This is a genomic window from Flavobacterium sp. YO64, from assembly GCF_004119505.1.
Taxonomy (GTDB): domain Bacteria; phylum Bacteroidota; class Bacteroidia; order Flavobacteriales; family Flavobacteriaceae; genus Flavobacterium; species Flavobacterium oncorhynchi.
Map to the genome: position 1 here is coordinate 1 of NZ_NRQV01000027.1, position 22,209 is coordinate 22,209.

A 22,209-nucleotide genomic window follows, 5' to 3' on the forward strand; every position below is an offset into this window, starting at 1 on the left:
CAGTCATTTTTTTTCATAACTTTAAATAAGAGTAAAGAGAAAACATATAACCTTTTTAATTATAAAATTATGGTATTACAATATCAAGGTGAACAACACGGTAAAAGCGACTACTTTTACAATAAGAATTATTGGTAACAACTTGTCAAAAAGCAGTTCTAATTATCAAATTGATTTATTAGTAGGAGATAATAAACTGCCAACTTTTACAACTTCAATTCATCAAAGTCTATCAAATTGCTTGAAAGAAATTTACTTGTTTAGAAAACATAATGGAATCAAGTTTAATGAAGCATCAGAGAAGATAACGTCACTTTATGTACCTTATGATAAGGTTTTGTATAATTATAATAAACATGCACTATTTATGGCTTAAAAGCCGTTTAGCTGTTATATATAAAAGACTACTCGGTTTGAGTAGTCTTTTTTTGTTTTATCAGTTTTATAATTCTTTATTATGAAATAATGAATTAGCTTGATATTCTGGATGTTTGTCGATGTAAGCTTTTATGTAAGGACAATACGGTTTTACTTTAAGATGATTTTCTTCTGCGTAATCCAAAACATATTTTGCTATGTAAGCCGCTAATCCTTGTCCAGATAATTCTGGTGGAACCTCAGTATGAATATAGGCAATACCGCCATCGAATAATTTGTATTGTTCAAACGCCATATGTCCATCTATGTGAATCTCAAAACGTTTATCTTTTTCGTTGTTTATAACTGTATATTCCATAATTGTTTTTTTTTAGTATTGTAAAATTAGTAAGTATAAAACTTAGTAGACTTAATCTATGACAAGAAATTTTAGAAAAAAACAGTGTTTGATTGACCTATTCTTTTCTATTCTTTAAAAGTCAGTTCCCCAAAATAATACTATAACTTTGAGTACTGCTTAAAAACAGCAAATAGAATTTACAGAATAAATTACCAATGAAGGATAAACAAAACAATCAAAAAGGCTGTTCAGTTCAGGAATGCAGTACAGCTGATATTAATCAGTTAGGCAGTTCGCCGCTTTATACTATATTTTTATTTGAAGGCAGCGGGAAAGTAAGCGTAGATTTAGTTGAGTACTCTTTTAACGGCAAAATTGCGCTGTTTTCAACGCCATACCAAATGGTTTATTTTAATGTAGAATCTCCAATTAAAGTAAAGAAACTGCAGTTTCACGGTGATTTTTACTGCATTGAATACCATAAAAAAGAAGTCGCCTGTAATGGACTTTTGTTTAATAATATTTATCAGCAGACTTTTATAAATCTTGAGCAAGAAGACTATACTGAAATTGATTTCATCTTGAGAAAAATGATAATCGAGCTTCAAGAGACGAATACATATGCAGCAGCAGTTGTAAAAGCATATTTACAATTGATTTTGGCGTTATGCAGTAAAATTAAATCTAAAGATAATAGTATTGAAGCAGAAAAGAATGCACATCATCCGCTGATGAATTTTAAGGAACTGCTGGAAAATAATTTTCATAAAGAAAGGCAGCCCTCTTTTTATGCCGCAAAAATGGGAATTTCTCCCAATAATTTTTCGAAGATCTGCAAGCAGTATTTCTTAAAAACACCTTCGACATTAATTCATGAAAGAGTAATACTTGAATCTAAAAAGTTAATTCATCTGACTTATAAGAGTATGAAAGAAATAGCAGCTGAATTGAATTTTGATGATGAGAATTATTTTAGCCGTTACTTTAAAAAACATACTGGAATTACGCCAACTGCTTTTCGCGAAAATGTTGGAATATCAATCGTAGCAGATTTGTCCAGAGAATAGCCATATTTGTCCATTGTGGTCTAAATTGGCTCTTCTTAATTTTGTGTCTAAATACTTAGACTATGAAAATCTTAATCATTTTATCAAAATTACAAGGGCAGTTTATCAATTTTATGCGAATCGCTATTCTTATTGTTATGGTGTGGATTGGCGGACTTAAAGCTTTTCAATATGAGGCAGACGGAATCGTTCCTTTTGTAGCCAACAGTCCTTTGATGAGTTTCTTTTATAATAATCCGCAAGAATATAAAGAACATAAAAATAAAGAAGGGGAGATGGTTCAAAAGAATATTGAATGGAATCATCAAAACGGAACTTATAGTTTTTCGTATGCTTTAGGAACCGTTATTGTCATTATTGGTACGTTGACTTTTTTGGGTATTTTTAATAATCGTCTGGGACTTATCGGCGGATTGCTTACTGCAGGTATGGCATTGGTAACTCTTACTTTTTTAATTACAACTCCAGAAACTTGGGTTCCTAATTTGGGAGGCGATCTGCCAACTCCGCAATTTGGTTTTCCTTATTTATCAGGTGCTGGTCGATTAGTTGTAAAAGATATTATTATGATGGCCGGCGGTTTGATTGTCGCTTCTGATTCTGCTAAAAAGCTTCTGAAAGATTAAGAAAAAAGAATAAGAACAAGTTAATTAGAACTTACTATTTCCTGTTTTTCAACCATCTTTCGATTGGTTCGATAGCGGTATTTATAATAATGACCATAAGTGTACAAATTAAAGCTTCAACAAAATAACCAGAAGCGGCAATACAACCAATAGCAGCACTGCACCAAATTGTAGCGGCGGAGTTTAAACCATGTACATTATCGCCTTCTCTAAAAATGACTCCTGCACCTAGAAAACCAACGCCCATAACAACTTGAGCGGTTATACGAGTAACATCAACATTTGATACAGTATCGGCAACTTTTATAGATAATAATACAAAAGTTGCAGCTCCTATAGCTACCAGTGTATTCGTTTTTAGTCCCGTTTCTTTATGATTCCATTGTCTTTCAAAACCTATAATTAATCCCGCTAAAGTGGCGGCAGCAAGTCTTGTTAAAAATTCTGTAGTGCTCAAAATTATTACTTTTTAGATCATTAAAAAAAGATTCATTTTCTTGTAAAAGCTGTAACCTTAACATAAAGATATTTAAAAAATAAATATACTCAACGAGTTTAAAAAGAATCTATTTTAATGCCTCAAACAATATTTCTACTGGATGCTGTGCTTTACGGCTTGTACCATCAGCAATTTGATGTCTGCAGCTTGTTCCTGATGCAGAGATTAATGTAGCCTGCTCTTCTGAACGGATTGTTGGAAACAAAACCAGTTCTCCTATTTTCATAGAGATATCGTAATGTTCTTTTTCATAACCAAAAGAACCCGCCATACCGCAGCATCCGCTCGGAATGTTTAAAACGGTATAGTTTTTTGGCAGCATTAGAATTTTCTTTAGCGGAACTAATGATGACAAAGCTTTTTGAAAACAGTGTCCATGCATACGCACACGTTCTGTTTTATCTGTAAAACTGGCTGATGAAATACGACCCTCGTCTAATTCTTTGGCTAAAAATTCTTCGATTAAAAAGGTTTTTGTAGCAGCTAATTTTGCCTTTTCATTTAAATCGCCGCGGCATAAATCGGGATATTCATCTCGGAAAGATAATATTCCCGAAGGTTCTATTCCAATTAAAATTCCGTTTTGAGGTATGCTTTTTTCAAAATCAAGAATATTTTGTTCGGCTATTTTGCGAGCTTCTTTCAGCATTCCTTTAGAAAGATAAGTTCTTCCGCTGATGCCGATTTTCGGAATTTCAACCTGGTAGCCTAAACGATTTAAAAGTCTAACGGCCGTTTGACCAATTTCAACATCATAATAATTCAGAAATTCATCATTATACAAATACACTTTTCCATTTGTAAAATCTCCTTTTTGAGTATAGTTTTTCATCCATTTTCCAAAAGTGATTTTATGCATTAAAGGCAATTTTCTCTCGACTGCAAAACCCGATGTTTTTTTGATAATATTTCCTAAAACACCCTTCGTAGATAAATTATAAATCCAAGGTATTGCTGTAAATAAATGGTTTATTTTGGGCGTATTTCCAATCAATTTCGAACGGAATTTAATGCCGTTTTTGTCGTGATACTGTTGCAAAGTTTCGGCTTTTAATTTTGCCATATCAACATTCGATGGGCATTCAGATTTGCAACCTTTACAGCTTAAACATAAATCGAGAACTTCAAGAAGACCTTCATCATCAAATTTGTTTTCTTTTTTTGAATTCGTTATCGTTTCTCTTAAAATGTTTGCTCTTGCACGTGTAGTGTGTTTTTCGTCACGCGTTGCCATATAACTAGGGCACATTGTACCACCACTTTTTTCGGTTTTTCTGCAGTCTCCAGAACCATTACACATTTCGGCGGCACGCAAAATTCCGTTATGTTCAGAGAAATCAAAATAAGTTTCGGGCATTGGTGTTTCTTGACCAGCTGTATATCTTAAACTGGTATCCATAGGCGGTGTATTCACAATTTTTCCAGGATTAAAAACACCCCAAGGGTCCCAAACTTCTTTTATTTGAACAAACATTTGATAGATTTCTTCGCCTAACATCAAAGGGATAAATTCTCCTCGAAGTCTTCCGTCGCCGTGTTCGCCGCTCAAAGAACCTTTATATTTTTTGACTAAATGAGCAATGTCTGTCGCAATAGTTCTAAAAATTGCAGTACCTTCTTTTGTTTTTAAATCGATAATTGGGCGCAGGTGTAACTCGCCAGTTGCGGCGTGAGCATAATGCACACAGTTTAAATTTCTTTCTTTTAGAACTGCATTGAAGTCTTCAATAAAATCGGGTAAATCATTTACATCGACCGCGGTATCTTCAATTACAGCGACAGCTTTAGCATCGCCGGGAATATTAGACAATAAACCTAATCCAGCTTTTCTTAATGCCCAGACTTTATTAGTATCTTCTCCGTAAACTATCGGAAAATGATTGCCAAGATTTTTAGAGCGCATCAAAGCTTCCATTTCTATCGCAACAGCGTCAATTTCTTCTTGAGTATCACGTAAAAATTCGATTGCTAAAATTGCTTGTGGATCACCTTTTACAAAAAAGCGATTTTTGCTTTGCTCAATGTTTTCTTTTGTACATTCTAGAATATAATGATCGATTAACTCAACGCTGTCTGGATTGAATTTTAAAGCTTCAATGTTAGCTTTTAATGATTCGTTAATGCTTTCAAAATGTACGCAGACTAAAGCAGCGTGGGGTTTTAAAGCGTCGACTAAATTTAATTTTATGGCTGTAGAAAAGAACAAAGTCCCTTCAGATCCTGCAATTAATTTACAAAAATTGAACTTTTCGTTTGAATCTCCAAAAGGCATAGAATCTGCTAATAAATCTAAAGCATAACCAGTATTTCTTCTAGGAATTGATTTTTTAGGAAAATTATTTTCGAATAAAGTTCTGTTGGCTCCAGATGATAAAATATCTTTAGCTTGAAGATAAATGGCTTGTTCTAGTGGACTTACTACATTAATTCCGTTGCATTTGTCTTCGAATTCAGCATTTGTCAAAGCACCAAAAGTAACCTCGCAGCCATCAGCCAGAAAACCTTTAATTTCAAGTAAATGTTCGCGAGTAGAACCATAAACAACAGATCGTGCACCGCAGGCATTATTGCCAACCATTCCGCCAATCGTGCAGCGATTACTGGTAGAAGTTTCTGGTCCAAAGAAAAGTTTATATGATTTTAAATGAAGATTTAATTCATCACGAATAACTCCAGGTTCTACCCAAGCCGATTTCTCGGTTGCATCGACTGAAATGATTTTGGTAAATTCCTGCGAAATATCAACAATAATTCCATTTCCAACCACTTGACCAGCAAGCGAGGTTCCTGCAGCACGCGGTATTATGCTGCTTTTATTTTCTCTTGCAAAGGTGATAATTTTTTGAATATCTTCTTTAGTTTTTGGAACTGCAACTGCCAAAGGCATTTCTTTATAAGCGCTTGCATCAGTAGCATAAAGTAAGCGCATAGTATGATCGTAAAATAATTTACCTTCTAGCTGCTTTTCTAAACTTTCAAGATTAATAGAATTCTTGGAAAGGATATTATTGTTATTCATTTTAATACAGTAATTATATAGAAGATTGCCTTATCCAAAATTATTCGGATAAGAAGTCAGGAATAGTCTTTGTTTGTTTTTGCTGTTTTTTAACACATAATCCAGAAACTCAATTAGAGTTTTGTCATTTCTCCCTTCGGTCGAAATGACAATATTGTGTTCAAAAGTTTGGATTATGTGTTAAATGTTTTCTACAATTCGCTTAATGCAATGTCAAGTAAACGCACCATTTCATCGGCATTTTGTTTGCTGAATGTCATTGGTGGTTTTATTTTTAAAACATTATGCAAAGGACCGTCTGTACTGAGTAAAAAGCCATTGGCTTTCATCTTTTCGACTACAATATCTATTTCAGGAACTGCAGGTTCCATTGTTGTTCTGTCTTTTACCATTTCGGCGCCAATGAATAATCCGTGTCCTCGAACATCGCTTATTATTGGGTATTTTGCCATCAAAGTTTTAAGACCGTTCATCAAATGATTTCCTATTTCTAGTGCATGCTGCTGCATTTCTTCTTCCTGAATAACATCTAAAACGGCTAATCCTGTTGTCATAGAAACCGGATTTCCTCCAAAGGTGTTAAAATACTCTAAGCCGTTATTAAAAGAATCTGCGATTTCCTCTGTTACGATTACCGCTGCGAGCGGATGTCCGTTGCCAATTGGTTTCCCTAAAACAATAATATCCGGAACTACATTTTGTAATTCAAATCCCCAGAAATGATCTCCGATTCTTCCAAATCCTACTTGAACTTCATCGGCGATACAAACACCTCCAGCGGCTCTGACATATTCATAAGCTGTTTTTAAATAGTTTTCGGGTAACGGAATTTGCCCGCCGACTCCCAATAAAGTTTCACAAATAAATACGGCAGGTGCTTTATTTTCCTTTTTTAAATCTTCGATAATTCGTTGTACATCATCAGCATATTTTTCGCCTGCTTTTGTATCACCGTATTTAAAAGGGCCTCGATATAAATCAGGATTGATTGCTTTGTGAATCCATGGCATTTGACCAGAACCGCCTTTGCTGTCAAATTTATACGGACTCATTTCCATTGCCACAGTTGAGGTTCCGTGATATGCATGATCCAGTACAATAATATCTTTTTGTTTGGTATAATGACGGCTCATTCTTATCGCTAAATCATTTGCTTCGCTTCCAGAGTTTACAAAATAACAGACGCTTAATTTTTCGGGTAATGTTGCGGTTAATTTTTCTGCATATTCCGTTATGGTGTCATTTAAGTATCTTGTATTTGTATTTAAAGTTGCAATTTGTTTTTGCATTTTTCTAACTACAACTGGGTGGCAATGCCCAACATGCGATGGATTATTTACACAATCTACAAAGGTTTTTCCTTTATCATCATACAAATATTGCAGTGCGCCTTTAACAATTTTTAATTTGTCTTTATAGCCAATGCTTAGATTTCGACCAATTTTCTTTTTACGAACTTCGAGTAAATCGCTGTAATCATTATCATTGATTAATCCTTCAAAACCACAAGCTTTTCTAAAAGCATCTTGCGCTTTGATTGGATTAATTTGAATTAACTTATATAATAAATCCCAAGCCGGTTTTTCGGTAATAAAATGATGTTCATTATTACTGTCTAACGAAGCATTGTAAGCAGATTGTGTAACACTGATACAAAGTCTTCCCGCTATTAAATAATACAATAAATCTAATTCCTGTTCTGTAAGTGCGTACGCTTTATGATATCCTTGAACAATTGATGCCGCAACAGCAAGCGGATCTTCTTCATCAAGCATGGCATAAGTACAAGCAATGGCTAAATTATTGATAAGAGCGGTATAAACCATATCGCCAAAATCAATCAAACCACTTATGCGATTACCTTGTACTAATACATTATAGTCGTTGGCATCGTTATGTATATAAGCATGTCTCAAGCGATGTATTTGAGGCAGAACTTCTGTGTCAAATTGAAGTAGAAAATAACCTGCAATACGTCTTTTTTCGTGATTTAGAATGTGTTTTAAGTTATCTCCAGCTTCACTCGCATGACTAATGTCCCAAGTGTAATTGCGATGCATTGCAGGATGCGAAAAATCCTTTAAAGCATTGTCCATATTCCCTAAAAAAGAACCTAAATTAGAATGTAATTCAGTTGTTTTAGCTTTTTTATCAACCCAAAAAGTACCTTCTAAAAAGTTTAGAATTCGTATATAATAGATATGATTGTCAAGTACTATTTTAGTTAATTCACCGCCTTGTTTATTAATGCAAAATTGCTGAAAACAATCAGAAATATTGCTTCTCGTCAAGTGTTTTATGATTTCAACCTGCGCTTCTAAAAAAGGAAATGGATGACTTTCATTTGATACTTTTAGAATGTACTTTTCATTTTTGTCATTTGATAAAAGAAAATTTAGTTCATCATATCCATTTAATGCCTTTACGGTTACGTTTAATCCGTAATGTTCTTTTACTAAGTCTTGAATAGCTGCTTCTGAAAAAGTCATTGGTATTATATTAAATTGTTTTTGTCTGTTTTATTGTTTTTTCGTCACAAATGGCACAAATTTTTACTAATTATTATGCGTATGCTATTTAAAAAAAATCGTGAAAATTTGTGGTAAACCTAATTTCAAATTTTATTTCCAAATCACAGCTTGTGCAGGCTGTAATGGGTTTTGTCCAACTAGTATTTTACTTCCTTGAGGAATAGGCAGATTAATAGGCTCATTGGTATAATTTACGCCTACGTAAAAACCATCTCTCCATTCTATAAAAACACCTTTTGGTAAGTTTTCAATTGTAACTTTTGCACGAGAATAGGTGTCACGTACAATTTGTCTCTCTAAATTTCCATCATTGCTTTCTACTCCAATATAAGTAATAGTTCCTTTGCCTAATTTTCGAGTTACAGCTGCTGCTTTGCCTTTGTAAAACTGATCGTCATAAGTGGCTAAAACTTCTGTTCCTTGTTTAGGCGATAAAACATCTGCCCAAGTATTCCATTTGTAACTGTTGTTTCCAGCTTTAATAGTTCCGTTTACATCAGAAACTAACATGTCAAAAAAGTCAACATCAGCACCAATTAAAGGAACAATAGGGGCATTCCAATTTGCTTCGAAAAAATGACCATTTCTGTCTTTCTGTCCTGTACGGCAAGTTAGAATTAAATTTCCTCCGTTCTCTACATATTTTTGCCATTTTGCCACTAGTTTTTGATCAACAAGCTGATAAGCCGGCGCAACAATAAATGGGTAATCATCAAAATTCGCTTCTTCTGTAATAAAATCCATAGGAGCACCTGTTGATTTAATGGCCGAAGTATAAGTGTTTCTGTGTTTCCAAGTATTCCAGAATTTGGTTTGTTTCTGGTTTTCTAAATCCCAAAGATTGTCATGACTCCATAAAAAACCAGTTTTTCTTTTTGCAATTTCTTGCGGTATTACAGCTTTCGGGTTGTATTCTTTACGAAGCAGTTTCATGTCTTCAATAGATTGCACAAATTCTTTTCCGCCTTGAGTAAGTGTTATGCCATCAGTGCCAACGATTCCGTCATGATACATTTCGCTGCTTCCAAGAGGATGTCTATATCTATAAGTACAAGTAAAAGAACAGCCGCCGCCAAAAGCCTGTGAAATCCACATATGCACAGTTCCCGGAAGTAACTGCGGATTAATACTGGCCCAGTTTACCTGCCCAGGTTGTAATTCCATAACACCGGTAACGCCTGTTATTGATCTGTAATAATCATTTGCTTCTGAAATTTTGCTTGGAGAACCCATTCTAAAACTATCGCCGCCTAACGGATTTTGACCACTTACAGGATACATCGTATAGGTTATAAAATCCATTTTGTCTGCACTTCTTGGATCAGCGTCATAAATTACGTTAGTAAAGTTTGTTGTAATCCATTGTTTTGGATCAACATATTTTCTAAGTATTTCAGCTTGTCTGTTCAAGTACTGAGCTTGAGCATCAGAAGTAAATCTTTTGAAATCTAAAACAGCATGCGGACTCAATTTATCCTCAAAATACATTTCAGCATTTGGTAAAACAATCTGTTCGAAGTTATTGTAACGTGTACTCCAGAAATTTCCAACCCATTCTGTGTTTAACTTTTCAATTGTTCCGTATTTGGCTTTAAGCCAAATTTGAAATGCTTTGCGTGCCGATGGACTGAAATCTGCGGTGCCAAGAGGTTCATTGTCGATCTGCCAGCCCATGATATTTTTATTCTTACCGTATCTTTTTCCTAATTCGGCAACAATTTGATCTGTAAATTCTCTGTATTTTTCATTAGTTATAGACACATTTGCTCTGTTTCCGTGTTCTCTGCGGCGGCCGTTTGCATCTACTAAATATATCTCAGGATATTTTTCTCCCATCCATGCCGGCGGAGTTGGAGTTGGCGTACAAAGAATTACTTTTAAACCTTCTTTTTCAGCTATAGCCAAAGCATCGTCCAGCCATTTAAAGTCATAAACACCTTCTTGAGGTTCCATGTAAGTCCAAGCAAATTCAGCAAAATGCGTAAATTCAAAACCAAGTTTTTTAATGTTTTTCAGGTCGCGTTCCCATTGTTCTCTTGGCCATTGTTCAGGATAATAATAAACGCCAATCTGCATTAAATCTGGTTTTGAGAAAAAACGCTGCGGATCTTTTTTTTCTAAAGAAACTGCCTTTTTATTTTGAGCAAAAATAGGTGTGGAATGACTGCCTGCAATAAATGTTACTGCAGCAATAAATTTTGCAAGAGATATATTTTGGTTCATGATATGTTTAATCTTTAATCAATAATAAATTCTAAGTTTTAGTTTTTCAAAAGAAGCATTAAATAATGCGCCGCCGACCAGCTGAAATTATAAGCTTCAAGTCCTTTTCCGGTTAGAGGCTGATAATTTTCTCTAATAGAAGTTCCTTTGTCCAGAACACCATCAGCGTTATGAATAAGTTTATGCGCTAATTGATTTGCTTCGTTTGTGTATCCGTATTTTTCTAATCCATTGATGCCAAAATAACTTTGATCAAGCCAGATTGGTCCTCTCCAATAACCGCCTTCGGGTTTAAATTTCGGATGATTGGCTGCTAATGTAGGCAGAGGAACAAATGTGTTAAAAATAGCTGGATTTAGCATATTTTCTTTCATTAATTTAGTCTGTTCAGGAGTTGCAACTTCTGCCCAAATTGGCAGATATCCTTCGCATCCCATAATCTTTATTAACGATTTTCCATCGATTGTTGTGTCATAAAACCAACCAGTAGAGGCATCCCAAAATTGTGTTTGAATTTTAGTTTTTAGTGCTGTGCTTTCGTCTTGCCAGTCTTTTGATTCTTTGCCCAATTTTAAAACCTGAGCCATTTTGCTTAAATAGTTTTTTTCGGCATACAAGAATGAATTTAAATCGACACTTTCTTGATCTAAAGAAAAAGCTTTTTCTCCGTTTTTCAAGATTTTACTGTCATCAAAACGAACTGCATTATCCATTCCGCTTTCCCATTTTCCTGCAATTAGAGTTCCGTCTGTTGAGCCAAATTCGCATAAACCATCTTGATCGTGATCGCGTTCTTTATACCACCAGTTATGGTATAGTTTTAATTTTGGATAAAATTCTTTTAAGAAAGCAGCATCTTTTGTTTTCTCATAAATTTTCCAAATTGCCCATGCTGCAAGCGGTGCTTTTGTGTTGCGGTAATTGTTTTCTTCGATAAGATTATTTCTGTAAACGCAATCAGGAATAAAACCGTTTGGTTCTTGATAATCAAATAAAGCACGCATTTGGTTTTTTGCCAATTCAGTATCATAATTAGCTACAGCTGCCGCGTGTTTCCAGCTGTCCCACGCCCAAAATCCATGAAACCATTCATAATTGTAGCTCGGAAAAAGACCTCCGTGTTTTAATCCTTCTGCCGCAATTCTGGTATTATTTTGTAATGTCAATTCTAATTTTGCAATTAAATCAGAATAAATGTTGTCTTTGTAAATCGCTTTTTTCTTAGCAATTAATTGTGCCAATAGATTTTCTTTCTCTTTTTGTGTGTTGTTCAGCAGTGTGTTAAATGTTGTTTTAGCGATCGTTTCTTTTTCTTTCTGCCATGAATATTGTGGAAAAATATAGGTTTGAGAAACAACAATTTCTTTAGTTTCATTAGGTTTTAAAGTCAGTTTTTCAGTTTGAGCTTTGTAACCTTCTTTTGTAATTTCGATTGCAGGATTTGAATTTAAAAACTGAATGTATCCAATCGCTTTACTTTTTGAAGAAACTATTTTTAAAATTTTATTTTCATTGGATAACTTTAAATCATTTAAAAAAAGAGAGGCGTTATAAGACGGATAAAGTGTTATTGCTTTTCCTGTTTTATTGGTAATACTTGTTTTTTGAAGTGCCGAATGGCCTGATAAATAAACCAGCTGTTGTTGTACGCTTACTTTTTCGTTTTGAAACTGCTGTTCAAGATGACTGTTGTAACTGTTTTGATTTACTAAAGCATTTTTCCAGTTAATGATTTCGTTTTTATTTTCGTCAGTAAGCTGTAAAGAAACAAATGATGGACTCAGCCAAACTCCGTTTTGTTCTGTCATTAAAAATGGACCTGAAAATCCTGCCTGCGTATTGGATGTGTCCAAGAATCCAAATGCAAACCATGCGCCTTTATCTGAGAAAGCCAATGAGTTACGATCTTCAGCTTTCGCTGGATTTCCCTTATAATTTAAGCTGTTTTTTGCGGATTCTAAAATTGGAAATCTTTTTTGCGCCGAGCCGGATTGTAAGATAAAAAAGAAGGATAGAATAAAAAGTATATGCCTTTTGCCCATGTTATTTCGTCTTTATTGAATGTTTTTTGGTTTTATTTCAGCTGTTTATATGAATCGATGCTTTTCGATAAATATAATATTGTGGAGAATGGTTTATAAAAAACTATCTCCAGCAATTTGCTATTAGATAAAAAGAATAGCCCAAGAAATATAGGGCTATTCTTTTAAAAATCGTAATTATTTAATGGATTAATTTGCTTGTAATTCTGTTAACGGAATAGGGTAGAAGTTGTTTTTTGCAGCATCAAACCCAGTACGTCCCGCAGCATCAAGAGCAGTTTTTGTTTTTCCCCAACGACGTAAGTCATAAAAACGATAGTTTTCAAGCGGAAATTCAAGAATTCTTTCATGCTCGATTTGAGCTTTTACAGCGCTTGCAGTTGTTCCTGTCATTGCTGGCATATCTGCTCTATTACGAACTTTGTTGATGTACGGAATTGCTTCTGGTGTACGGCCTAATTCGTTTAATACTTCGGCCTGCATCAACAATACGTTTGAGTATCTCATTAATGGAACGTTGATTGCTGTAAATTCCTGATTCATTTTTTCTTGTGTACTTGGAATAAATTTACGGAATACTGGTTTGTCAGTGTCTCCAAATTTATCATCATAAGTAGTTCCTAATACTAACGGATTACTTGGATCATTAAAATAAGGATCTTTAAAGAAAATTGTACTGTAAAAACGAGTATCGTAGTTACCTGTAGTTGCTATTTTTCCTTCTTTCTTAAATTCGTTTATAAGTACTTTACTTGGCAGGATTTCGTCCCATCCGCCTAGTTCTGCAGCAGCCATCCAATAATGAAGAGCATTACGATAAAAAGCACCGTTTGCTGTTGTTTCTGAGAATTGCAATTCGAATATTGATTCTCTGGTATTTTTCGCAGTACCATCAAACATAGAAACGTAATCTTTAACTAAGTCATATCCTTGAACTTTATTAAGTGCAGTAAGAGACTCGTTTAAGAAAGCTTGTTTTTGAGCTGTTTCTTCATAAGCTCTCGTTAAATAAGCAAATCCAAGGTAGCTGTTTGCAGCTCCGCTTGTTGCGCGTCCGGTTTTATCTGTAGATTGTTTTGCAGGAAGTACTGCAGCCGCAGCTTTAAGTTCGCTTGTAATAAAATCCCATGCTTCAGCACGTGTTGATAACGGAATACTTAGATCGCTTTCTTTAGTAATGTATTTTTTTCTAACATAAATCTGATCCCAATTTAGGAGCAGTTTCATATGGTAATAAGCACGTAAAAAACGAGCTTCGGCTTCAATTTGTGCTCTGTCAGCATCGTTTAGGTTAGCAGCAGGAACTTGAGGCAATTTATCGATAACTTGATTCGCATTACTGATTCCTCTATAGTTAAGTCTCCAATACGTTGTAAATTGAGGATTACCATTTGTATAGGTAAATGTCGAAAGTTCAACCCAGCTTTGGTAGTTTAGGGCATCGCTTCCTAAGTCGCAAATGTCTTCACGATAAGCTTCAACGGGCCATTTTACTTCGGCAAAAGCCCATTCGTCTACGGCTGCTTCAAGTTGTGAATACGTTGCTGCCAAAGCAGATTCTGCATCGGCTTTATTTCTCCAGAAATTACCTGAGGTAAGCTGGTCTGGAGATTGCTGGTCTAGATAATCACTACAACTTGTAATAGTGAATAAGCTTATGATGGATAGTAAATAAAATATCTTGTTCATGATTTTGTCTTTTTTAAATAGAATTAAAATATATATTGAACACCTGATACAAATGATCTTGTAAATGGATAAACAAAACGATCAACACCAGTGTCAAGAACAGATGCACGAGAAAATTCTGGATCAATACCTGAGTAATCGGTGATTGTAAATAGGTTTTCAACACTTACATAAAATCTAAGTTTGTCTATTTTAGCTTTACCTAACATTTTACTTGGGATAGTATATCCTAATTGTATTTGACGCATTCTTACGAAGTTTCCGCTTTCAAGAAAACGATCAGATTCACGGCTGTTTCCGTTAGGATCTTGCAATACGGCACGCGGCATATTACTGCGGTTTTCTGGTGTCCAAGAATTTAGAGTCGAAGCCAGCATATTGGTTCCTGCACTCATAGATTCGTAAAAATATCTATTTCCGTTATACAGTTTGTTACCCCATCCGCTTCCAATTAATGCAGAGAAGTCAAAACCTTTGTAACTCGCTCCTAAACTAAGATTTGCTTCTAATTTTGGTAATCCTGTTCCAGCATAAGCTTTGTCATTTTCATCTATAGAACCATCTCCATTTAAATCTTTAAAACGAATATCTCCAGGCTGTGCATTTGGCTGTAATAAAACACCATTTTTGTTGTGTGCTTTTACTTCCTCAACAGTTTGGAAAATACCATCAGTTTTGTACAAATAGAAACCACTTATTGGACTTCCTACACGTGCTTGTGTTGGGAAATGCTCTTCTCCAAATTTCAATCCTTCACCATAAATCGTTTGTCCTTCGTTTGCCAAAGACTCTACTTTATTTTTAAGTGTAGTAAGGTTGAAACCTACATTGTATTTAAATTCCTCAACTTGATCGCGATAGTTTACTTCAAGTTCAAAACCGCTGTTGCTGATTTTACCTACGTTAAGTATCGGATTATCAATACCAGCAGATGGTGCTAATCTTTTTGTAATTAATAAATTATCAGTAACATTGTGGTAGTAGTTCATCGAACCACTGATTTTTCCGTTTTTAAGCGTAAAATCGATACCAACGTTTTTAGAATCAGTTGTTTCCCATTGCAAGTTTCTGTTTTCTAATGCAGTTGCAATACTTCCCGGCCATGGGTTGCTTCCAACACCTTGTACATAACCGTTGCCTAAACTATTTCCAGTTTTGATTAAAGTATTTGCAGAGTAATATCCTAAAGCAGCTTCGTTACCCAATTGTCCCCAGCTTGCACGTAATTTTAAATTTGAGATGAAAAAATCTTTTGGGAAGAAGTTTTCTTGATCTATTTTCCATCCTAAAGCAATCGATGGGAAAGTTCCCCAACGGCTGTCTTCTCCAAATTTAGATGAACCATCTTTTCTAACCGTCATTTGAAGTAAGTAACGATCGTTGAAAGAGTAGTTTAAACGGCTGAAAAAGGATACACGATTGTATTGAAATTTTGAACCGTCAGCAGAGTAAGTTCCTCCTTTACCTGCACCGATAGTTTCAAAATTTGGATCTAAAAATCCAGAAGGACGATCGATTGATACCAACTCTCCGTTTTCTACAGAATAGTCTGTTGTCTTTCCTTCAACACTTACTTGATTCCAGTTTGATGATTGACCATTAATAGTGTTACCAAGCATTAAACCAAAAGTATGTTTGCCAAAAGTTTTATCAACTGTGATGATATTATCTAATATCTGCTCATCCCAATGTGATCTTAATTCCGTTTGCATCGGATAAAGATGCACTTCTTTTGGATTAGCAATAAATGGCGGAAAATGAGCCATTTGCTGGTTGTTTTTCATATGGTATGAATAAGCAATTTTATACTTCAACCATGAAGTAATGTTTGCTGTAATAGCAATATTTGCTGTCAAATCTTGTCCGTTGTCTTTGCTTTTTCTAAAATGCTCTTCGGCTACTGGATTTGTTCCTGCCGGAAGTCCATTTTTACCCGTTAATCCATAGCCGTATTGCTCGTTTGAATCGTAAACAGGAACTAAAGGAGCCATTGTGTATACCTCTTTTAATTGAAAATTAGGCAGTGCATTTTGTGTTGCTATATAAGCCATTTTTCCATCTACATCAAAAATAGATTTTTTAAAGCTTACTCTTGCACTTGCTGTTTGCTGACCAAAATCATTATCGATTACAACTCCTTTTTGTTTTACGTAGTTACCATACAAAGCAAATTTAATATCACCCTGTCTTCCTTGAACTCCTAAGCCATAATTTTGTGTAAGTCCAGAACGGAAAACTTCGTCCTGCCAGTCTGTATTAACATCAGATGGAGCAGTAATATAAGCAGGAAGCGGTTTTGGTGATGTAGCATATTTGTTATACTCATCATACATTCTTTTGTGTACGGTACGATAACCGTCGGCATCTAATAAATCTAAAGTGTTAGCAACATTCGTTAAACTTAAAACGAACTGAAATCTACTTTTATACCTTCTTTTTGACCATTTTTGGTGGTAACGATAATTACACCATTTGCCGCAACAGATCCGTAAATAGCAGCAGCAGCTCCATCTTTAAGAACCTCCATCGATTCAATGTTTGTTGGGTTTATGGTTTTAATGTCTCCTTGAAAGCCGTCAATAATATAAAGCGGTTCAGTTGCTCCAAAGGTATTTACGCCGCGTATTTTTACTCTTACATCTGCGCCGGCAATACCACCGCTTTTTTGCACATTTACACCCGCTACTAAACCTTGCAGTGCTTCGGCAGGATTTGTTGTAGCCCTTGCTTCAATGCTTTCTTTTTTAACAGATGAAATTGCTCCGGTAACGTTGCCTTTTTTCTGAGAGCCGTAACCAATTACAATAACTTCATTAAGTTTATTGGTTTCTTCCGTCATTGTTACATTAATTGTAGTCCGGTTGTCTGCAGTTTCCGTTTTTTGTGTAAAACCCAAGAACGAATAAATGATTGTAGGATTTGTTAAATTTGATGGGAATGACAATGTATAATTTCCATCAAAATCCGTTGAAGCATTGTAGTTTGAATCTTTTATAGAAATGCTTACGCCTGGTAACGTATTGTTTTTATCATCAGTTACTTTTCCGGTTATGCTTTTTTGCGCTTGACCATAATGGAGAGTTGGCAGCCATAAACATAATAGTAAAGGAATAAAATTCAGCTTCCTAATTAATAGTTTTTTCATTTGGTGATAGTTTTTGGTTAATTAAAATCCGATAGTTTTTCTTTTTTTAGTTTTTTTAATTGTTATAAAAGCAGTTTACTTTTTGGCTTCGGTTTCAAACCTGATCGATAAAATGCGATGAATTTTTAATCTGTTTTTTTTAGTTTTTTAGTTTTTGCTTACAGATCAAATTTTATTCCTTGCGCCAATGGTAAACTAGTAGTATAATTGATTGTATTGGTTTGTCTTCGCATGTATACTTTCCACGCATCAGACCCAGATTCTCTTCCTCCTCCGGTTTCTTTTTCTCCTCCAAAAGCGCCGCCAATTTCAGCGCCGGAAGTTCCTATATTTACATTTGCAATGCCACAATCAGAACCTGTAACGGATAAGAACAGTTCAGCTTCTCTTAAATTATTGGTCATTATTGCCGATGATAATCCTTGCGCAACACCATTTTGAACAGCAATCGCATTCTCAACAGTTCCTGAGTATTTAAGCAAATACAATACAGGAGCAAAAGTTTCATGCTGTACGATTTCAAATGAATTATCTGCCTCAGCAATTGCAGGTTTTACATAACAGCCGCTTTCGTATCCTTCGCCAGAAAGTACACCGCCATCTACTAGAATTTTACCTCCTTCGGCAACTACTTTTTCAAGAGCATAATTATACATTTCGACAGCTTGTTTGTCGATTAACGGTCCAACATGATTGTTTTCATCCAAAGGATTTCCAATACGTAATTGTTTGTAAGCCGACACGATTGCATCTTTTACTTTATCATAAATGCTTTCATGAATAATTAATCGACGCGTAGATGTACATCTTTGACCTGCAGTTCCTACAGCTCCAAAAACTGCACCAATAACGGTCATTTTAATATCAGCATCCGGCGTTACAATAATAGCATTGTTTCCGCCCAATTCTAATAACGATTTTCCTAAACGTCCTGCAACAGTCTGTGCGACTATTTTACCCATGCGAGTAGAACCTGTCGCAGAAATTAACGGAATACGGCTATCATTTGTTAGTATTTCACCAATTTTATAGTCGCCGTTGATCAAACAGGAAATTCCTTCGGGAAGATTGTTTTCTTTGATAACCTCGGCAATAATATTTTGACAGGCAATTCCGCAAAGAGGTGTTTTTTCAGATGGTTTCCAAACGCAGACATCACCGCAAATCCAAGCCAACGCTGTGTTCCAAGCCCAAACTGCTACTGGAAAATTAAATGCCGAAATTATCCCAACAACCCCCAAAGAATGGTATTGCTCATACATTCTGTGCCCTGGACGTTCTGAATGCATGGTTAAGCCATGAAGCTGACGTGAAAGTCCTACAGCAAAATCGCAGATATCGATCATTTCCTGTACTTCGCCATAACCTTCCTGCAATGATTTTCCCATTTCATAAGAAACCAGTTTACCTAAAGCTTCTTTGTTTTTACGCAGTTTTTCTCCAAACTGACGTACAATTTCACCGCGCTGAGGTGCAGGCATTACTCTAAATGTTTTGAAAGCAGTTGTTGCGGCCTCCATTACTTTTTCATAATCTGCAGCTGTCGAAGTTTTAACTTTGGCAATTAACTGTCCGTCAACAGGAGAAAAACTTTCTAGTATTTCTCCGTTCGAAAAATGGTTTAATCCTGTTGAGGTTCCTTCGTTAATTTCCTTTATGCCTAATTGGTCTAAAGCTTCTTTTATTCCAAATTGTAATTCTGTTGTTGTCATTTTGACCTTTTTTGATTGTGTTATTCAACTCTTATCGGGCATTATAAGAAGTTGATTTATTTGATAATGTAGATTGCTGTAAATCAATCTGAATATTATGATTTTTGCAGTTTAACATCTGTACTCTCAAATATTTTATCGGCAGATGAAGCAACAAATCCTTGATACAATTCTCCGTTTGACATTGGATAACGAAGTGCAAATTCATAGTAACAAGATGGAATTTCTAGAGCTCCTTCTTCAAAATCAATTGTATACAAATCAGCCAGTGTGCTCGATTGCTCTAATAATTGTTCTGGAGTACCTTTAATTTTTCCGCCAGATTCGTTTAATTTCCAACCGCTGTTTTCTAAGAAAGTGTTCAGCTCTTCTAATGTTTCAAAATCTTTTAAAGCATTTGTATTTATAGTAAAGTGATTGGCTCTAAATCCATAAACATACATCCAGGCCGCATATTCAGATTCGCTCAATAATGATTTATAGATTTTCTGAGAATCTGCTTTCCAAACAGAACCGCTTAATACTAATTCAGGATTCTTGAATGTATCATCGTCACAACTGTTCAAAATGTCTTTTACAGTTTCCTGTAATTCAGCAGAGCATTTTTCTAATTCCAGTTCAGAAATAAAAATTCTTGGTGCATCTTTGTCTGTAGCGTGTTCGTAATGCTTGGCAAATAATTTTTTGGTTTCAAAATTGTATTCTCCTTTTGCTTCGTAACCAACATTTAAAAATGGTTTTTCTAATACCTCTATATTAATACGTTTATCATTAAAAGTTCGAATTGCGATATGGTCATTTTTTATTACTTCACCTTTTTCTTCTAATAATTCATGAATTTTTTTTGCTGATGGAGTGATAGCAGCATACTGCTCCCATAGTTTTGTAAGTAATTGATCTTTATTCATTTTGGTTGTGTTAAAAATGTGTGATTATGACACAAATCTATATAAAACGATGTTATTATAACACTGTGTGTACGTGATTATTAATAATTAGACATTTTGTGATTGTTTTTTTGTAATTTTGACACTTTAAATGCTGGAATCAGCTTTAGAATTGTCAAAATAGTATAATCAATCCAAAAAAATGAGCCATGGCAAGCATAAAAAACAATGAAAATACTGACTATTTAGATAAAGAAATCATCAAAAAACTTAGTGAAAACGGAAGAGTGCCATTTTCTGATTTAGCTAAAGAATTAAACATATCAAATTCGCTCGTACATTTGAGGGTCAGGAAATTGCAGGAGTCTGGAATTATTACCGGATTTTTAGTAAAACTGAATGCCAAAGAACTTGGTTATGAAACGGTTACCTATACAGGAATTGTTACTAAAGAAGCGCGTTTTTCTTACTCAATTGCTGAAAAATTGAAAGAAATTCCTGAGGTAATTGAATGCCATTGGGTTTCTGGAAAATATGCTTTGTTTATTAAAATTGTATCCTATAATAATGAAGAACTTCGTAAAATTTTATACGAGCAAATTCATCAAATTGAAGGTGTAGGAAGCACCGATTCTTTTTTCTCATTTGGTTCTGCATTTGAAAAAAATGTGCCTGTATAAAAATGAAAAAAATAAGGCTGAAGAAAAAAGTTTCTTCAGCCTTATTTTTTAATTTAAGTTTGGTTGTTCTGTTAACCATCTTGTTAGTGTATTCATTATTTTGTCTTGATCTTGCTCTGAAAAGTTTTTTATTCTAGTGGCATGACTTCCACCGGCTAAAACCATTTTTAAAGCATCAAGATTTGAATTAGGAGTAGGAGAACAAGATTCCCAAGTATCATAACCGCCATAAATGTATAGTATTTTGGATCCTTTATTTTCTACATAATCCCTCACTTTTTTAATGTATTTTGGATTATATGTTATTTGAACATCTTTTGGCGCGAATCGATTGTTTGAAGTACTTTTTACAGTCGTCAATAAATCTTTAACAGGTGTAAAATCAAATCCATAATACCCTAGTTCGCTCATGTGTTGGTAGTAAGATGGCAATAGATCATAATAGTTTTTGTCGTTGTAATAACCAATTCCAACAATTTTGTTCATATAATCAAACAGTGCTTTTGATGATGCTGTGTTATCAGGAATGTCTTCACATTTTCCTCCCCACTGCCAGAACGAAAAAGGAAATTCGAGAACGCCATATTCTAAAGCTTCATCAAAAGAAACCTCAGTAAAAGTCATTTTTTCTTGTTCAGCATAAGCTTTAATTTCTTTAAGAAGTGCTGCTCTGTTTTGTAATAAAGTGCGCTGAAAATCAACTATTTTTTTACGGCATTCACCAGTTCCTACAGTTGCCAGATGCTTTTCGATTCTAGGATCTTCCTGTGTGTTTATTAAAGGTGCCACATACGGAACCGCAACATCAATATCGTCAGGATACTTCGATTTGTAAATTAAGGTCGTTTCGCCGCCTTTACTAATTCCTGTCGAAATCCATTTTCCTGTATACAATTGTTTCAATTTTGTTACAATCGAGTGATAATCTTCGATCGCCTGATCATTTGTTAAATATTTCCATTGAATTGGGTTAGGTCTCGAGTTTCCATAAAAACGATATTCAACAATTACTTGATTTGTATGTAATAAAGAACTCAATTCTGTTTTTTTATAACGTGCAGCATAACCTTCGGTTTCGATCACCATTGGACTTTTGAAATCTAAATGCGATAAATACACATAATGCTTAAAAGTGCCTTTTTTCGGATTGTTATGATCTAAAGGTTCGTTAAGAACTAATTGATACGACTCGCTAAAACCGTCAAGGTCTTTGGTTTTTGTAATAACAGCATCAGGAAATAATTCTTTCAGTTTATTTTCTAAACCTGTCTGAGGTGCGGTTTCAGTTTGAGCAAAACTAGTCCAGAATGTCAAGGAAACAGTCAGTACTACTAAAATGTGTTTTAACTTTTTCATTATTGTTTAAAATTG

General features: G+C 34.7%; 16 protein-coding genes. 4 read left to right on the forward strand and 12 right to left on the reverse strand.

Annotated elements, in window-relative coordinates:
• Positions 1–88: 88 nt before the first annotated feature.
• Positions 89–376 (forward strand): hypothetical protein, encoded by a 288-nt coding sequence (locus BOW57_RS16570; protein ID WP_241687463.1) that lies wholly within the window; start codon positions 89–91, stop codon positions 374–376.
• Positions 377–442: 66 nt separating this feature from the next.
• On the opposite strand, the gene BOW57_RS16575 is transcribed toward BOW57_RS16570, so the two are convergent.
• Positions 443–736 (reverse strand): GNAT family N-acetyltransferase, encoded by a 294-nt coding sequence (locus BOW57_RS16575; RefSeq protein ID WP_129055844.1) that lies wholly within the window; start codon positions 734–736, stop codon positions 443–445.
• Between the two features lie 197 nt (positions 737–933).
• Here BOW57_RS16575 and BOW57_RS16580 point away from each other — a divergent pair, with 197 nt between their 5' ends.
• Together BOW57_RS16580 and rclC are read left to right on the forward strand one after the other, a co-directional pair.
• Complete coding sequence (locus BOW57_RS16580; RefSeq protein ID WP_129055846.1) at positions 934–1,785, forward strand: AraC family transcriptional regulator; 852 nt, start codon at positions 934–936, stop codon at positions 1,783–1,785.
• A 62-nt stretch (positions 1,786–1,847) separates the two neighbouring features.
• On the forward strand, positions 1,848–2,411 hold the full coding sequence (gene rclC / locus BOW57_RS16585) for a reactive chlorine resistance membrane protein RclC (RefSeq protein ID WP_129055848.1): 564 nt from the start codon (positions 1,848–1,850) through the stop codon (positions 2,409–2,411).
• 34 nt (positions 2,412–2,445) lie between these two features.
• Here rclC and BOW57_RS16590 read toward each other — a convergent pair whose 3' ends face one another.
• The 10 genes from BOW57_RS16590 to BOW57_RS16630 form a co-directional block, all read right to left on the reverse strand.
• Entirely contained in the window at positions 2,446–2,868 is a 423-nt protein-coding gene (locus BOW57_RS16590) for an MgtC/SapB family protein (protein WP_129055850.1), read from the reverse strand.
• A 109-nt stretch (positions 2,869–2,977) separates the two neighbouring features.
• Positions 2,978–5,929 carry an FAD-binding and (Fe-S)-binding domain-containing protein gene (locus BOW57_RS16595; RefSeq protein ID WP_129055852.1) on the reverse strand — a complete coding sequence of 984 codons (2,952 nt, stop codon included), beginning with the start codon at positions 5,927–5,929 and terminating at the stop codon, positions 2,978–2,980.
• Between the two features lie 191 nt (positions 5,930–6,120).
• On the reverse strand, positions 6,121–8,418 hold the full coding sequence (locus BOW57_RS16600) for an aminotransferase class III-fold pyridoxal phosphate-dependent enzyme (protein WP_129055854.1): 2,298 nt from the start codon (positions 8,416–8,418) through the stop codon (positions 6,121–6,123).
• Positions 8,419–8,550: 132 nt separating this feature from the next.
• On the reverse strand, positions 8,551–10,683 hold the full coding sequence (locus BOW57_RS16605) for a beta-galactosidase (RefSeq protein ID WP_129055856.1): 2,133 nt from the start codon (positions 10,681–10,683) through the stop codon (positions 8,551–8,553).
• A gap of 38 nt (positions 10,684–10,721) precedes the next feature.
• Positions 10,722–12,725 carry a trehalase family glycosidase gene (locus BOW57_RS16610; protein WP_129055858.1) on the reverse strand — a complete coding sequence of 668 codons (2,004 nt, stop codon included), beginning with the start codon at positions 12,723–12,725 and terminating at the stop codon, positions 10,722–10,724.
• A 189-nt stretch (positions 12,726–12,914) separates the two neighbouring features.
• Positions 12,915–14,414, reverse strand: coding sequence for a RagB/SusD family nutrient uptake outer membrane protein (locus tag BOW57_RS16615; protein ID WP_129055860.1), 1,500 nt, complete (start codon positions 14,412–14,414; stop codon positions 12,915–12,917).
• Between the two features lie 23 nt (positions 14,415–14,437).
• Entirely contained in the window at positions 14,438–16,900 is a 2,463-nt protein-coding gene (locus BOW57_RS16620; RefSeq protein ID WP_206734753.1) for a SusC/RagA family TonB-linked outer membrane protein, read from the reverse strand.
• Complete coding sequence (locus BOW57_RS20790) at positions 16,816–17,559, reverse strand: TonB-dependent receptor plug domain-containing protein (protein WP_206734752.1); 744 nt, start codon at positions 17,557–17,559, stop codon at positions 16,816–16,818. The genes BOW57_RS16620 and BOW57_RS20790 overlap by 85 nt, the downstream gene beginning before the upstream one ends.
• A 158-nt stretch (positions 17,560–17,717) precedes the next feature.
• Positions 17,718–19,271 (reverse strand): aldehyde dehydrogenase family protein, encoded by a 1,554-nt coding sequence (locus BOW57_RS16625; protein ID WP_129055862.1) that lies wholly within the window; start codon positions 19,269–19,271, stop codon positions 17,718–17,720.
• Positions 19,272–19,366: 95 nt separating this feature from the next.
• Positions 19,367–20,179 carry a DUF1338 domain-containing protein gene (locus tag BOW57_RS16630; protein WP_089053960.1) on the reverse strand — a complete coding sequence of 271 codons (813 nt, stop codon included), beginning with the start codon at positions 20,177–20,179 and terminating at the stop codon, positions 19,367–19,369.
• A gap of 188 nt (positions 20,180–20,367) precedes the next feature.
• Between BOW57_RS16630 and BOW57_RS16635 the strand changes: the two genes are divergently transcribed.
• Positions 20,368–20,838 (forward strand): Lrp/AsnC family transcriptional regulator, encoded by a 471-nt coding sequence (locus BOW57_RS16635; protein WP_129055864.1) that lies wholly within the window; start codon positions 20,368–20,370, stop codon positions 20,836–20,838.
• Between the two features lie 48 nt (positions 20,839–20,886).
• On the opposite strand, the gene BOW57_RS16640 is transcribed toward BOW57_RS16635, so the two are convergent.
• Positions 20,887–22,194, reverse strand: a complete 1,308-nt coding sequence (locus tag BOW57_RS16640) for a S28 family serine protease (RefSeq protein ID WP_129055866.1) — start codon at positions 22,192–22,194, stop codon at positions 20,887–20,889.
• Positions 22,195–22,209 lie beyond the last annotated feature (15 nt).

What these genes read in the sequence shown, in the direction of transcription:
- BOW57_RS16575 (WP_129055844.1), bottom strand. Translation starts at nt 736, where the DNA reads ATGGAATATACAGTTATAAACAACGAAAAAGATAAACGTTTTGAGATT.
- BOW57_RS16580 (WP_129055846.1), top strand. Translation starts at nt 934, where the DNA reads ATGAAGGATAAACAAAACAATCAAAAAGGCTGTTCAGTTCAGGAATGC.
- rclC (WP_129055848.1), top strand. Translation starts at nt 1,848, where the DNA reads ATGAAAATCTTAATCATTTTATCAAAATTACAAGGGCAGTTTATCAAT.
- BOW57_RS16595 (WP_129055852.1), bottom strand. Translation starts at nt 5,929, where the DNA reads ATGAATAACAATAATATCCTTTCCAAGAATTCTATTAATCTTGAAAGT.
- BOW57_RS16600 (WP_129055854.1), bottom strand. Translation starts at nt 8,418, where the DNA reads ATGACTTTTTCAGAAGCAGCTATTCAAGACTTAGTAAAAGAACATTAC.
- BOW57_RS16605 (WP_129055856.1), bottom strand. Translation starts at nt 10,683, where the DNA reads ATGAACCAAAATATATCTCTTGCAAAATTTATTGCTGCAGTAACATTT.
- BOW57_RS16610 (WP_129055858.1), bottom strand. Translation starts at nt 12,725, where the DNA reads ATGGGCAAAAGGCATATACTTTTTATTCTATCCTTCTTTTTTATCTTA.
- BOW57_RS16615 (WP_129055860.1), bottom strand. Translation starts at nt 14,414, where the DNA reads ATGAACAAGATATTTTATTTACTATCCATCATAAGCTTATTCACTATT.
- BOW57_RS20790 (WP_206734752.1), bottom strand. Translation starts at nt 17,559, where the DNA reads ATGAAAAAACTATTAATTAGGAAGCTGAATTTTATTCCTTTACTATTA.
- BOW57_RS16625 (WP_129055862.1), bottom strand. Translation starts at nt 19,271, where the DNA reads ATGACAACAACAGAATTACAATTTGGAATAAAAGAAGCTTTAGACCAA.
- BOW57_RS16630 (WP_089053960.1), bottom strand. Translation starts at nt 20,179, where the DNA reads ATGAATAAAGATCAATTACTTACAAAACTATGGGAGCAGTATGCTGCT.
- BOW57_RS16635 (WP_129055864.1), top strand. Translation starts at nt 20,368, where the DNA reads ATGGCAAGCATAAAAAACAATGAAAATACTGACTATTTAGATAAAGAA.
- BOW57_RS16640 (WP_129055866.1), bottom strand. Translation starts at nt 22,194, where the DNA reads ATGAAAAAGTTAAAACACATTTTAGTAGTACTGACTGTTTCCTTGACA.